The 12741-nt window shown below is 70.1% G+C and carries 9 protein-coding genes; 5 read left to right on the forward strand and 4 right to left on the reverse strand.

All coding sequences use genetic code 11. The features are described from left to right. Nucleotides 1-102 precede the first annotated feature (102 nt). From CVV76_RS00740 to glmM, 5 genes are all read left to right on the forward strand, one after another. Complete coding sequence (locus tag CVV76_RS00740; RefSeq protein ID WP_102222701.1) at nt 103-2655, forward strand: putative PEP-binding protein; 2553 nt, start codon at nt 103-105, stop codon at nt 2653-2655. A 207-nt stretch (nt 2656-2862) separates the two neighbouring features. Beyond that, nucleotides 2863-3582, forward strand: coding sequence for a cell wall hydrolase (locus tag CVV76_RS00745; protein ID WP_102222702.1), 720 nt, complete (start codon nt 2863-2865; stop codon nt 3580-3582). 176 nt (nt 3583-3758) lie between these two features. Beyond that, nucleotides 3759-4694, forward strand: coding sequence for a dihydroneopterin aldolase (locus CVV76_RS00750; RefSeq protein ID WP_102222703.1), 936 nt, complete (start codon nt 3759-3761; stop codon nt 4692-4694). 146 nt (nt 4695-4840) lie between these two features. Then, complete coding sequence (folP, locus tag CVV76_RS00755; RefSeq protein ID WP_102222927.1) at nt 4841-5896, forward strand: dihydropteroate synthase; 1056 nt, start codon at nt 4841-4843, stop codon at nt 5894-5896. A gap of 27 nt (nt 5897-5923) precedes the next feature. Continuing rightward, on the forward strand, nt 5924-7279 hold the full coding sequence (glmM, locus tag CVV76_RS00760; protein WP_102222704.1) for a phosphoglucosamine mutase: 1356 nt from the start codon (nt 5924-5926) through the stop codon (nt 7277-7279). Between the two features lie 85 nt (nt 7280-7364). Here glmM and opgC read toward each other — a convergent pair whose 3' ends face one another. The 4 genes from opgC to CVV76_RS00780 all read right to left on the reverse strand — a co-directional run bounded on the left by opgC (nt 7365) and on the right by CVV76_RS00780 (nt 12718). Beyond that, the gene (opgC, locus tag CVV76_RS00765; RefSeq protein WP_102222705.1) at nt 7365-8552 is read right to left on the reverse strand and encodes an OpgC domain-containing protein; all 1188 of its coding nucleotides are present in this window, start codon (nt 8550-8552) and stop codon (nt 7365-7367) included. A gap of 304 nt (nt 8553-8856) precedes the next feature. Then, complete coding sequence (locus CVV76_RS00770) at nt 8857-9753, reverse strand: DMT family transporter (RefSeq protein WP_102222706.1); 897 nt, start codon at nt 9751-9753, stop codon at nt 8857-8859. A 236-nt stretch (nt 9754-9989) separates the two neighbouring features. Next, nucleotides 9990-11033: an aldo/keto reductase gene (locus CVV76_RS00775; protein WP_102222707.1), complete on the reverse strand. Its 1044-nt coding sequence runs from the start codon at nt 11031-11033 to the stop codon at nt 9990-9992. A 287-nt stretch (nt 11034-11320) separates the two neighbouring features. Beyond that, nucleotides 11321-12718, reverse strand: a complete 1398-nt coding sequence (locus tag CVV76_RS00780; RefSeq protein WP_102222708.1) for a helix-turn-helix domain-containing protein — start codon at nt 12716-12718, stop codon at nt 11321-11323. Nucleotides 12719-12741: the final 23 nt, after the last annotated feature.

The following is a 12741-nucleotide window of genomic DNA, read 5'->3' on the forward strand; positions in this document are numbered from 1 at the left end:
AAGACATTGGCACGGGCGCAGACCGCCCCTCTGCTGCCGACGGCAACGCTTGCGCCACGCGTCAGGCAGAGTATCCTGCCTTGGCCAACAACCGGTGCCGCGATGCAGAAACTCATGGATTTCAAGGATTTCGCCGAGATCACGGCGACGGCGCCGATTGCGCGGGACAGCCATGGATGGCGCGCGAAATGCCTTCAGCGGCTGGTCCGCCTCGAGATGCCGGTGCCGAAGACCGTCGCGCTCTCCTTCGCTGCCGTGCGGGCCATCGCCGCGGGCCAGCAGTTCGACGCCCGCGCCATCCTCGACCGGTTCGGCCCGGCGCCGCTGGTCTCCGTCAGGCCCTCGGCCGAGGAGACCGACTGGGGCGGGCCGTCCACCGTGCTCAACATCGGCATGAACGCCGAACGGCACGCGGAACTGGCCACCACGCATGGTGCGCAGGCGGCGACCACGCTCTACCTGCGGTTCGTGCAGGCCTACGCGATTCACGTTGCCCGGCTCGACCCCGATGCCTTCATGGTCTCCCAGATCGACGACGCGGCGCTGAAATCGGTCCTGTCCGCCTATGAGGCCGAGATGGACGAGCCCTTCCCGCAGGACCCGGTGCACCAGCTGCGCGAGGTGTTGCGCTCCATGGCCCGCGCGTGGGAGGGGACGACCGCGCGCCTTCTGCGCCAGGCCAAGGGAGCGCCGATCGACGCGGGGCTGGGCCTTGTCGTGCAGGGCATGGCGCTGGGGATCGGGCGGGGGATTTCCGGCTCCGGCGTGATCCAGTTCGTCGATCCGGCCACGGGCCTGCCGCTGGTCAAGGGCCGCTACCTGGGCCAGAGTCAGGGCCGCGATGCGCTGGCCGATCCGGATGCCGCGCTTTTCCTCACCCGCGATCCCCGCGGTCCCTCGCTCGAGGATGAGGCGCCCGAGATCTTCGCCGAGCTGATCCGCTTCGGCGCGGCGTCGCGCAAGCGGCTGCGCGAGGAGATGCAGATCGAGTTCACCATCGAGAGCGGGCAGCTCCATGTCCTCGATGCGGTAAAGGTGGCGCGCAGCGCGCGGGCCGGGGTGCGGATCGCGGTGGCCCTGGCCGGGGACGGCATCATCACGCATGACGAGGCGGTGCTGCGGGTGGAGCCCCGGGCGCTGTCGGAGCTGCTGCACCCGCAGGTCGACGCAAGCGCGCCGCGCGACCGGATCGCGCGCGGCATCGCCGCCAGTCCCGGCGCGGCGCAGGGCAAGCTGGTCTTCTCCTCGGCCGCGGCCCAGGCCAGCGCGGCACGGGGCGAGCCCTGCATCCTCGTGCGGCGCGAGACCACGCCCGAGGACGTGCGCGGCATGCATGCCGCGGCGGGGGTGCTGACCGAGAGGGGGGGCACCACCAGCCACGCCGCGGTGATTGCGCGCGGGCTGGGTCTGCCCTGCGTGGTGGGGGCGTCGGACATGATCCTCAACGCCCGCGACAAGACCCTGCGCACCAAGGACGGGCGGCGTTTTGGCGAGGGCGACGTGATCACCATCGACGGCACCCGCGGTGAGGCGCTGGCCGGTGCGGCGGAGCTGATGGAACCCGCGCTCGACGATGCGTTCCGGTCTTTGCTGGGATGGGCCGACGCGGCGCGCGACATCGGGGTGCGCGCCAATGCCGACACCCCCGCCGACGCGGCCACGGCGCGGAATTTCGACGCCGAGGGGATCGGGCTGTGCCGGACGGAGCACATGTTCTTCGAGGAAGGCCGCCTGACGGTGATGCGAGAGATGATCTTTGCGGATACGGCGGGGGAGCGTGAGGCGGCGCTGGAACGCCTGCTGCCGATGCAGCGCGATGATTTCGTGCGCCTGTTCGAGATCATGGCCGGCCTGCCGGTCTGCATCCGGCTGTTCGACCCGCCGCTGCACGAATTCCTGCCCCACAGCCGCGACGGCATGCTGGAGCTGGCGGAGGCGCTGGACAAGCCGCTGTCCGAGGTGATCCGCCGGGTCGAGGCGCTGTCGGAGGCCAACCCGATGCTGGGCATGCGCGGTGTCCGGTTGGGCGTGACTTGGCCCGAGATCTACGAGATGCAGGCCCGCGCGATCTTCGAGGCGGCGATCGAGGTGGGGCAGCGCGGCGCGCCGGTGGTGCCCGAGATCATGATCCCGCTGGTGTCGGCGCGGCGCGAGGTCGAGCTGGTCAAGACCCGGGTCGACGGCGTGGCGGCGGCGGTGCGCACCCAGCGCGGCGCGGCCTTCGACTACCGCCTGGGGGTCATGGTCGAAACGCCGCGCGCGGCGCTGCGCGCGGCCGAGATCTCGCCGCATTGCCACTTTCTGTCGTTCGGCACCAACGACCTGACACAGATGACCTATGGCCTGTCGCGGGACGATGCGGGGCGGTTCATGAACGCCTACGTGCAGCAGGGCGTCTTTCCCGAAGACCCCTTCCACATCCTCGACACCGAGGGGGTTGGGGAGCTCTTGCTGATGGGGGCCGAGCGGGGGCGGCGGGGGCGGCCGAATCTCACCCTGTCGATCTGCGGCGAACATGGGGGCAACCCCGAATCTATCGACTTCTGTCGCAAGGCCGGATTCGACTACGTGTCCTGCTCTCCGTTCCGGGTACCCGTGGCACGGCTGGCCGCCGCGCACCTTGCCCTGGCAGAACGCGCCACGGTTGAAAGCTGAGGTTTTTCAGGTTGCTGTGGTGTCATTTTGGGAATGTCTCATGACATATTCCCGGCAACCGAAAAACGGCCGCAGGCAAACCTTGGCTGATTTTACGTGACATAAATGTCACAAGGGTAGACCCGCCTTTCCTTTTCGGCTATTCGACCCGCCGGATGTTGCCTGGGGGCACCTCCGCAGAAAAAATGGAACCGGGGACGCAAACCCATGCGCGTGCTTCAATTCTGGGCGCGGAGCGCTGTCATGCTCCTTGCCCTGAGCGGGGCGGCTCATGCCGATGTTACGGTGAGCCAGTCCAACGATCCGTCGGCCGCGGTGTCGGCCTCGGCCTCTGTCGACAGCCGTCTGTCGCGGTTGCTGGGCGTCGAGCGGACCGCCTACACCACGATCTCGCCGGATCGGCTGGAGAAGATCATCACCCCTCCGACCGCCGTGGTGCGCAAGCAGAACGGCTATCCAGATCCCAAAACGATCGAATACAACTCCGAGTTCCTTTCGGATTTGCCGGTCGCCACGGGCGGGGCGCAATGGAGCTGCCTTGCGGAGGCCGTCTACTTCGAATCGCGGGGCGAGCCGGTGAAGGGCCAGTTCGGCGTGGCCGAGGTGATCCTGAACCGCGTGGATTCGGGGCGTTTCCCCGATACCGTCTGCGGCGTGGTGAACCAGGGCGCGCATCTGCGCGGCGGCTGCCAGTTCTCTTTCGCCTGCGACGGCGCGCCCGAGACGATCCACAACACCATCGCATTCCGGCGGGCGGGCAAGATCGCCCGGCTTCTGCTGGACGGCGCCCCGCGCGAAGTGACCGATGGGGCGACCTATTTCCACACCCGCTGGGTGCATCCCTCGTGGTCGCACCGCTTCACCCATACAGCGACGGTGGGGGCGCACATGTTCTATCGGCTGCCGAGCCGCGTGGCGGCGAAGTAACGCCGTCTGCCCGGGCCGGTCGTGGATGGGCGTCGCCGAATGGGGTTTGCCGCCTCTCGTCGTGCGCTGCGCTTCTCCTCGTGGATGTCGCGGTCGGGTCCGCGCCTGCCGCGCAGTGGCTGGGGTTGCGGGCCGTGGCGCGCTAGGGTAGGGCGCGGCCTGCAGGACGGAGACCCATGACAGACAAGCTCAGGCGCGCCGGACAGGGCGCGCGGACCGACGACGAGGCGGCGCTGGCCTTCGCCCATCCCGAAGCGCGCGCCGCCGCTACCGCAAGCGCGGATCCGCGTGACCGGATCAGCCTGCGCGATCACGTGGTCGAAGCCGATATCGGGGCCTTCCAGCACGAGCGCGGGGCGCTGCAGCGGCTGCGCTTCGATGTGGTGGTCGAGGTGCGGGCCGAGGCGGGGCCTCTGGACGACGATGTCGACAGGATCCTGTCCTACGAGAAGATCGTCGAGGCGATCGACGTGGAGTTGCGGGCCGAGCGTCTGAACCTTCTCGAGACGCTGGCGGAGCGGGTGGCCGAGCGGCTGCTGGCGGAGCCGCGGGCGATGCGGGTCTTCGTGCGGATCGCCAAGCTGGACCGGGGGCCGTTCGAGCTTGGGGTCGAGATCGTGCGCGCCCGCAAGGGGCCGGCGGTGCGGGCGCCCGAGGGCGGTGTGCTGCATCCGGTCGTCGTTCTTCTCGACAACGCGGCGATCATGGCACCGGATCTCTCGGCGCGGCTCGATGCGCTGCAGGAGGGCGGCGCACCGCTGATCCTCTGCGTGGGTCTGCCGGACGGCGCGCGGCCCACGTCGGCGGTGGGACCGGCGCAGAGGCGGATCGACCTTCTGGCGATCGAGCAGAACGCCTGGGTGCTGGCCGGGCGCGACCGGCGCTGCGTGGTGGTGGCGAGTCGGACCGAGATCGACTCGGCCCTGCATCGCGGTCAGCCGATCGTCTGGGCGCCGTCCAAGATGGTGCTCGACGCGGTCGACGGGCCGGGCGGGGCGGATCCGCTGCGGCTGGCGCTTTGGCTGGCCGAGGACTTCGCTGCGGCGAAGCTGGTGGTTCACGGCGATGTTGCAGTGCCGGCGGGAAGCCGCGTGGCGGTGGAGCGGGCCTAGCCCCGCCCCGGGTGGTCGGGGTTGCCCCGTGCCGGGTGGGGGGCTAAGCCGGGCCAGGGACGGGGCTGCCCGCGGCAGCCCTCCGGCGGGAATATTTGGACCAAGATGAAGGCCATTGCGTGACCCAGTATTACCGACCGATCGCGATGCAGGATGCGGCGCGGCCCGAGGGGGCGCCGAGCCTGGCGGGCGGCTGGTGCTGGTTCGATCGGGTCGAGGTTCTGCAGCGGGGCGGCAGTGTCGGGGTGGTCGGGGTTTCCGATCTGCCGCAGGCGGTGATGGCGCGTCTCTGCGCGCCGCGGGCCGCGCTGGCGGGGCTGGGGATGAACCGGCCGCGGATCATGGGGATCCTGAACGTCACGCCCGACAGCTTCTCGGATGGCGGAATGTTCGACGCGCCGGAGGCGGCGCTGGCGCACGCGCGTTCGATGCGCGCGGCGGGGGCGGAGATGCTCGACATCGGCGGCGAGAGCACGCGGCCCGGCGCGGCCGAGGTGCCGGTGGAGGCCGAGGCGGCGCGGGTCGCCCCGGTGATCGCGGCGCTCAGGGCCGGCGGGGATGAAGGGGCGATCTCGGTCGACACGCGCAAGGCCGGGGTTGCCCGGGCCGCGGTCGCGGCGGGGGCGGATCTGGTGAACGACGTCTCGGCGATGCTGTTCGACCCCGCGATGGCGGGAGCCGTGGCCGAGACCGGCGCCGCGCTCTGCCTGATGCATGCCCAGGGCGTGCCGGAGACGATGCAGGCCGATCCGCGCTATGACGACGTGCTGCTCGACGTTTACGATCATCTCGAGGAACGGGTCGCGGCGGCGGAGGCGGCGGGCATCCCCCGGGCGCGGATCTGCGTCGACCCGGGCATCGGCTTCGGCAAGCGGCCGCAGCACAACCTGGCGCTGCTGCGCGGGCTGTCGCTGTTCCACGGCCTGGGGTGTCCGGTGCTGCTCGGGGTGTCGCGCAAGAAGTTCATCGGCACGATCGGACGGGCGGCGGAGGCGCGCGACCGTGCGCCGGGGTCGATCGCGCTGGCGCTGGGAGCGGTGGCGCAGGGGGTGCAGATCCTGCGCGTCCACGACGTTGCGCAGACGGCGCAGGCGCTGGCGCTCTGGCAGGCGCAATGGCAGCTCGATTGGCGGGCGGATTGGCCGGATGCGGGGCCGAAGGGGCCGTCTGACGGGCAGCCGGCACCGGCCCCGGCGCGGTAGCGGCCGGGCAGGCAAGGAGAGGGATAGATGGCACGCAAGCTTTTCGGGACCGACGGGGTGCGCGGGCGCGCGAATACCCATCCGATGACCGCCGAGATGGCGTTGCGCCTTGGGGCGGCGGCGGGGCGGTACTTTCGCCGGTCCTCGGCGGGGGTGCACCGGGTGGTGATCGGCAAGGACACGCGGCTGTCGGGCTACATGCTGGAGACGGCGATGACCGCGGGGCTGACCTCTACCGGGATGAACGTGCTGCTGCTCGGCCCGGTGCCAACGCCGGCGGTGGGGTTCCTCACCCGGTCGATGCGGGCCGATCTCGGCGTGATGATCTCGGCCAGCCACAACCCGGCGCATGACAACGGGATCAAGTTCTTCGGCCCCGACGGGTTCAAGCTGTCGGACGAGGCGGAGGCCGAGATCGAAGCGATTCTCGAGGGCGAAATCGCCCCGGCTGCCCCCGAGCGGATCGGCCGTGCCCGGCGGATCGACGATGGCCGCGGGCGCTATCAGGAATTCGTCAAGACGACCTTCCCGGCGGGGCTGCGGCTCGATGGGCTCAAGGTGGTGGTGGACTGCGCCCACGGCGCCTCGTACCGCGCCGCACCCGAGGTGCTGTGGGAGCTGGGCGCCGAGGTGCTGCCGATCGGGGTGGCGCCGGATGGCTACAACATCAACGACCATTGCGGCTCCACCCATCCGGAGGCGGCGGCGGCCAAGGTGGTGGCCGAGGGGGCCGACGTGGGGATCTGTCTCGACGGCGACGCAGACCGGGTCATCATCCTCGACGAGACCGGGCGGGTGGCCGATGGCGACCAGCTGATGGCGCTTCTGGCGGCACGCTGGGCGGGCGAGGGGCGGCTCAGGGGCGATACACTTGTCGCGACGGTCATGTCGAACCTCGGGCTGGAGCGCTTTCTCCAGGGGCGGGGCCTGCGGCTGGAGCGGACCCCGGTGGGCGACCGCTACGTCGTCGAGGCAATGCGGCGGGGCGGCTGGAACCTTGGTGGGGAGCAGTCGGGCCACATCGTGATGACCGATTACGCGACGACCGGCGACGGGCTGATCGCGGCGCTGCAGTTCCTGGCCGAGATGGCGCGGACCGGGCAGAAGGCCTCGGCCCTGGTGCAGAACTTCGAGACCGTGCCGCAGCTTCTCAGGAACGTGCGCTACGCGGCGGGGGCGGCGCCGCTGGAGGCGGGGCCGGTACAGGCCGCGATCGCCGGCGCCGAGACGCGGCTTGCCGGGCAGGGGCGGCTGCTGATCCGCAAGTCGGGGACGGAGCCGCTGATCCGGGTGATGGCGGAATGCGAGGATCCGGCGCTTCTGGAAGAGGTCGTCGATGGTATCGTCGCGGCGGTCGAGACGGCGGCAGGTCAGGGCGCCTAGGGGGGAGTCTCAGCACCCCCTTTCCCGGCGGAGGCCGCAGGGCGCGCCGAGACGCACCCTGCAAGCCGGGGCAAGCTGGCCTGGGCTATTCGGCCGGGACCGCGGTAACCCGGGCCGGGCGCGGGGCCTTCGCCCGCTTGTGCACCCAGGCGGCGAGGTAGAGCGGCGGGAAGCAGGCGAAGAACAGCAGGTTCGCCTCGAGCGTGTCGGGCTTCTGCCCCTGCATCCAGACCGAAAGGATGTAGACCACCACCACCTGCGTGGTGAAGACCTGCAGCGCATGCTGGCCGAGGAAGACGAAGATCCGCCGCGTGAACACCCAGTTGAGCGTTGCCGCCGCGCCGCGGATGACGCGGTTCGCGTGGTCGTGCCCGGCGTTCAGCAGCCAGACGACCAGGTAGAGGTCGACCGCGAAGTTGAACACGTAGATCGGGTAAAGGTTGCCGCGGTCGAAGGTCTTCCAGACGAACTTGCTGTACCCCAGCCCCAGCCCCTTGCTCCAGGTCACCACGCTCACGAAGGCGAAAAGCGCGAAGCCCGCCAGCAGGACGTAGAAGATGGTCTCGGCCTCCTTCGTGCGGAAGAAGCCGAGGTCGAGCTTGTCCGTGGCCATCAGGTAGCCCAGCCACAGCCCGGCCATGTAGAGCACCTGCCAGCCGAAGACGTTGAAGTAGATGCCGATGTTGATCGGGTGGCCCATGTCGGCCAGCGCGTTCTGCACCGGGTATTCGGCCCAGTCGGGCAGGCCGGTCTGGGCAAAGATCCAAGCCAGGCCCGAGACGACGGCAACCGTCAGGTAATTGCCCTTCTGGAAGGCGCGGAGCGCGAAGGGAGTGGCCGCCATGAAGATCAGGTACATCGGCAGGATGCCCATGTGCAGCGTGCCGGTGACGAGGCCCATCTCCATCAGCGTGAACAGGATCGGATCCTTCGCCTGCTGGTCGAGGATGTCGGCATGCACCCCGAGCCGCGGCAGGATCAGCGCTGCGGCCAGGAACAGCAGCGCAAGCCCCGCATGATAGCGCCAGATGTGCACCATGCGCGTGCGGACCGCACCGCCCATCTCCTGCGCGCCCTTGCGCAGGAGCCGCTTGGTGTAGACCAGCCCGATGACGAAGCCCGAGATGAAGACGAATCCCTGGGCGTCCTCCACCCAGCCGATGTAGTGATGGTTCACCTTGCCGATGAAGGTGTCGAGGTAGACGTTGACATGCGCCACCGTCATGAAGAGCAGAAAGTAACCGCGAAAGCCGTCGAGGAGGGTCAGGCGCATGGCCGAAATCCTTGAGTCGCAATCCTGCACGTTGCAGGGCTGGAGCGCGTGAGCAAATGAGCGCTTTCGCGCAAAAATCAATGGGCTCGTGAGATCGGTCCACAGGCCCGGCTAAGGTTTGCCGAAGACAGCGTGTAAACGTGCGGCCGGGCGCCCGGGTTCCCCTGCGGAAAGCGGCCCAGGGCCAGCACTGGCAGGCTTTCGCCGAGGTCCGGGCGCGAAATGGCCGGGTTCCGTGCGCCGCCTGTCGGGGCAGGGCTGCGGGGGGGAAATGATCAGCGGAAGGGGCGCCCGGGGCGGCGGTTCAGGGCCTGCGGCGCCAGGCCGGGGCGCGGGCCACGGCAAGCCCCGCCAGGATCAGCCCCAGCGCGCCGACGAAGGCGGGTGGCACGGGCTCGCCCAGCAGGACGGAGCCGAAGAGCACGGACCAGACCGGCACCTGGTAGTTCACCTGGGTCAGGAAGCTGGGGCCGGCCGAGGTGATGATCCGGACCAGTATCAGCGTCGCCAGCGCGGTCGGGAACAGCCCGAGGTAGACCGCCGCGGCGATCGAGGTGAGATCCGGCGCGGGGGCCGGTTCGGTCAGCAGCGCCACCGGAACGATCACGACCGAGGCCGCGATCAACGCCCCGGCGCCAAAGCTGATCTGGTTCGAGGGCGGCGCGCTCCGGGTGATGATCGAGCCCACCGCGTAGCAGGCCGAGGCGCCGAGGCACGCCAGCCGTGCCAGTGTCTCGGTTTCCGCCCCCGAGGAGGCGAAGCCGTCGCGCCCGATCAGGACGGCCACCCCGGCGAAGCCGAGCGCGAAGCCCGCGGCCTTCTTGCGAGTCATCTGGTCGCCGGGCACGAAGACATGGGCCAGCGGCAGCACCAGGAGCGGCACCACCGCCATGGTGATCCCGGCATAGCCCGAGGTGACGGATTTCTGTGCCCAGCTGAGCAGCAGGAACGGAATGGCGTTCGAAAAGAGGCCCATGCCGATGACGTGCAGCCACAGCCTGCGATGGCCCAGCGGCGGCAAGCCCTTGCCAAGCGCGAAGGCCAGCGCGGTCAGCGCCACCGCCGCAAGGCCGATGCGCACCGCCGCGACCTGTGCCGGGCCCAGGCCGGTGAGGGCCAGTTTCACCCCCATGAAGGAGGCGCCCCAGATCACGCCCAGAAGGGCGAGCAGAAGCCAGTCGATGGGTGTCGCGCGGGTCATGCGCTCTCGCTATCGCGAGACGGGCGTGAGGGCCAGCGGGAAAGCTTGCCGCCCTCCCTGTCGCGCTTGCCCTCCAGATTGCGACCGCTCACCTCGTCACGCCTGCCTCCCGCGTCGTGACGGCCTCCCGCATCGTGACGGCCCGCCCCGCCGCAGCCGCTCCGGGGCGACGTGCATCCAGCGAGGCCGCGGCGATCAGGGGCGCCGCGGCCCCGGAGCATCTAGAAAGGGGGGGGTCAGTAAGGCCGGGGGTGAGCGCGGAAGGCCGCCTCGATCTCCGTCAGCGCGTCTTCGGGCAGAGTCAGGTCGGCGGCACCCAGGGCGACCTCAAGCTGCGCGGTCGAGGTCGCGCCGAGGATGGGGATCACCTCGAACGGCCGCGTCCGGAGCCAGGCCAGCGCCATCTGCACCGGGTTCAGGCCATGCCGCTGCGCGATGCCCAGATAGGCCGAGACCGCCTCGAACACGTAGGGCGTGATGCGCCCGCCAAGGTCGGGCGTCACCGACCGGCGCGACCCGTCGGGGGTCACGTCGCCCGCGTACTTGCCCGAAAGGATGCCCGCGGCCAACGGCGAATAGGCCAGGAGCGGCACGTCCTCGTTCACCGACAGCTCGGCCATGTCGGTATCCCACAGCCGGCACAGCAGCGAATATTCGTTCTGCACCGAGGCGACGCGGGGCAGGCCGTTCTCGTCGGCCAGCCGCAGCCATTGCGCGGTGCCCCAGGCGGTCTCGTTCGAGAGCGCGAAATGGCGGATCTTGCCCGCCTTCACCAGCCGGTCCGCGGCCTCGAGAACCTCTTGCATGTTGTCGAGGATGGCCTGCCGGTCCTGGCCCGAGGGGTTGTAGGTCCAGTACTTGCGGAAGTGGTAGGAGCCACGGTTGGGCCAGTGCAGCTGGTAGACGTCGATCACGTCCGTCCCCAGCCGCCTCAGCGAAGCGTCGGCGCAGGCCTCCAGGCCGGGGCCGGTGATCGCCTCGCCGCCGCGGACCTTGTCGTTTCCCTCGCCGGTCATCTTGGTGGCGATCACGAGGTCGTCGCGATTGCCCCGCGCGGCAAGCCAGGATCCGATGATCTCCTCGGTCCGGCCCACGGTCTCGGGGCGGATCGGGTTGGTCGGATACATCTCGGCCGTGTCAATGAAATTCACCCCGGCAGCCAACCCCATGTCGAGCTGGGCATGGCCCTCGGCCTCGGTGTTCTGGCTGCCCCAGGTCATCGAGCCGAGACAGAATTCCGAAACCTCGATACCGGTCCGGCCAAGTTGAACGCGCTTCATGCTCCCCTCCGAAATGGTGCCGACCAACCCTAGCGCCGTGAGTGGCGGGGGCAAGGGCGGGTCGGCGGCCCGTCGCCGGAGGCGCGCCTTCGTGACCCCCGCGGGGCGCCGGATGATGGCTGGCCCATGGCTTCGCGGCGCGGCTTGGTCGGGGCGGGGCATGTGATCCGGCGCCACGGGCTCACCCGCCGGAAAGCCCACACTCGTTCGACGCGTGAAGTCGGACAGTCTGGGGCATCTGCGTCGGGCGTTGCATGCCCCGGCGTCCTGTGCGGGCCGGGCGCCCTCTACCCGCCGATCTCGTAGGGCAGCAATCCCCGCTTGCCGGGGTCGACGCGCAGCCGCCGTTCCAGCGGCGGGACCGAGCGCTGCGGGCAGTCGGGACGCTCGCAGATCCGGCAGGAGATCCCGATCGGCTCGAACGCGCGGGTGAGGTCGAGGTCGTCGGCATAGACCAGCGCGCCGGCATGGCTTACCTCGCAGCCGAGCGAGATCGCGTAGCGCCGGACCGGGGCGCGGAACGACCCGCCGGGCTTCGACACTTCCAGCGCAAGGCTGAGATAGCGCATCCCGTCCGGCGTCTCGGCCAGCTGGCGCAGGAAGCGGCCTGGCGTCTCGAAGGCGCGGTGGACGTTCCACAACGGGCAGGCCCCGCCGAAGCGGGCGAATTGCAGCCGGGTGGCCGAGTGGCGCTTGGTGATCGTGCCGGCCTGGTCGACGCGGACGAAGAAGAAGGGAATGCCCTTGGCGCCGGGGCGCTGCAGGGTCGAGAGCCGGTGCGCCACCTGTTCGATCGAGGCGCCGAAGAGGTCGGCGAGGCGTTCGAGGTCGTGGCGCACTTCCTGCGCGGCGGCAAGGAAGCGGCGGTAGGGCATGAGGGCCGCCCCGGCGAAGTAGTTCGCAAGCCCGATCTTGGCTATCGCCCGGGCCTCGTCGGACTGGAATCGCGCGAGGTCGAGCGTGGCCTCCAGAAGCTCGTTCTGCGTGAGCAGGGCGACCTGGTGCAGCGCCTGGAACCGCTGGGTCGCGTCGGGCGCGCGGGCCGAGAGGGTGAGCCGCCCCGCTTTTTCGTCGAAAAAGCGCAGCCAAGGCCCCTCGCCGCGCGCAAGCGTCACGCCGCGCCGTTCCAGGGCCGCGCGGGCGGCCTCCATCGGATCGCGCGGGGTGCCATCGGGGCCCGAGAAGCGTTCGGCGGCGCGGTCCACCGCGTCGATGTAATTGTCGCAATAGTGGAAGAAGTCGCGCACCTCTTCCCAGGGCGAGGGCCGGACCGCCCCCTCGTCGCGGTCGAGCGCCGCGTCGAGCGAGGCCAGCCGCTCGTGGCTTTGCCGGTAGGCGCGGTGCAGGTCCAGAAAGGCCCGCGCCAGCGCCGGCGCATTGGTCGCGGCCAGCCGCAGATCGGCCATCGATGGCGTCGCCGCGCCGAACACCGGGTCGGCCAGCGCCTCGCGCATGTCGCTCACGACCCGCTCGGCGTCGTCGGTCGACAGCTCCGTCACGTCGAAGCCGAACTCGCGCGCCAGCGCCAGCACCACCCCGGCCGAGACCGGGCGGTGGTTGTTCTCCATCTGGTTGAGGTAGGGCAGCGACACCCCGAGCTTGCCGGCGAAAGCCTTCTGCGTCAGCCCCAGCCGCCCGCGGATGTCGCGCAGCTTCACGCCGGCGTAGAGTTTCGCTGTGGCCATGGCCGTCCCTCGGGTTTGCAGGC

The sequence above is a fragment of the Acidimangrovimonas sediminis genome (assembly GCF_002871005.1).
Lineage (GTDB): Bacteria > Pseudomonadota > Alphaproteobacteria > Rhodobacterales > Rhodobacteraceae > Acidimangrovimonas > Acidimangrovimonas sediminis.

Coding starts and splice junctions, on each gene's coding strand:
- CVV76_RS00745 (WP_102222702.1), top strand. CDS start 2,863: ATGCGCGTGCTTCAATTCTGGGCGCGGAGCGCTGTCATGCTCCTTGCC.
- glmM (WP_102222704.1), top strand. CDS start 5,924: ATGGCACGCAAGCTTTTCGGGACCGACGGGGTGCGCGGGCGCGCGAAT.
- CVV76_RS00740 (WP_102222701.1), top strand. CDS start 103: ATGCAGAAACTCATGGATTTCAAGGATTTCGCCGAGATCACGGCGACG.
- CVV76_RS00750 (WP_102222703.1), top strand. CDS start 3,759: ATGACAGACAAGCTCAGGCGCGCCGGACAGGGCGCGCGGACCGACGAC.
- opgC (WP_102222705.1), bottom strand. CDS start 8,552: ATGCGCCTGACCCTCCTCGACGGCTTTCGCGGTTACTTTCTGCTCTTC.
- CVV76_RS00775 (WP_102222707.1), bottom strand. CDS start 11,033: ATGAAGCGCGTTCAACTTGGCCGGACCGGTATCGAGGTTTCGGAATTC.
- CVV76_RS00780 (WP_102222708.1), bottom strand. CDS start 12,718: ATGGCCACAGCGAAACTCTACGCCGGCGTGAAGCTGCGCGACATCCGC.
- folP (WP_102222927.1), top strand. CDS start 4,841: ATGCAGGATGCGGCGCGGCCCGAGGGGGCGCCGAGCCTGGCGGGCGGC.
- CVV76_RS00770 (WP_102222706.1), bottom strand. CDS start 9,753: ATGACCCGCGCGACACCCATCGACTGGCTTCTGCTCGCCCTTCTGGGC.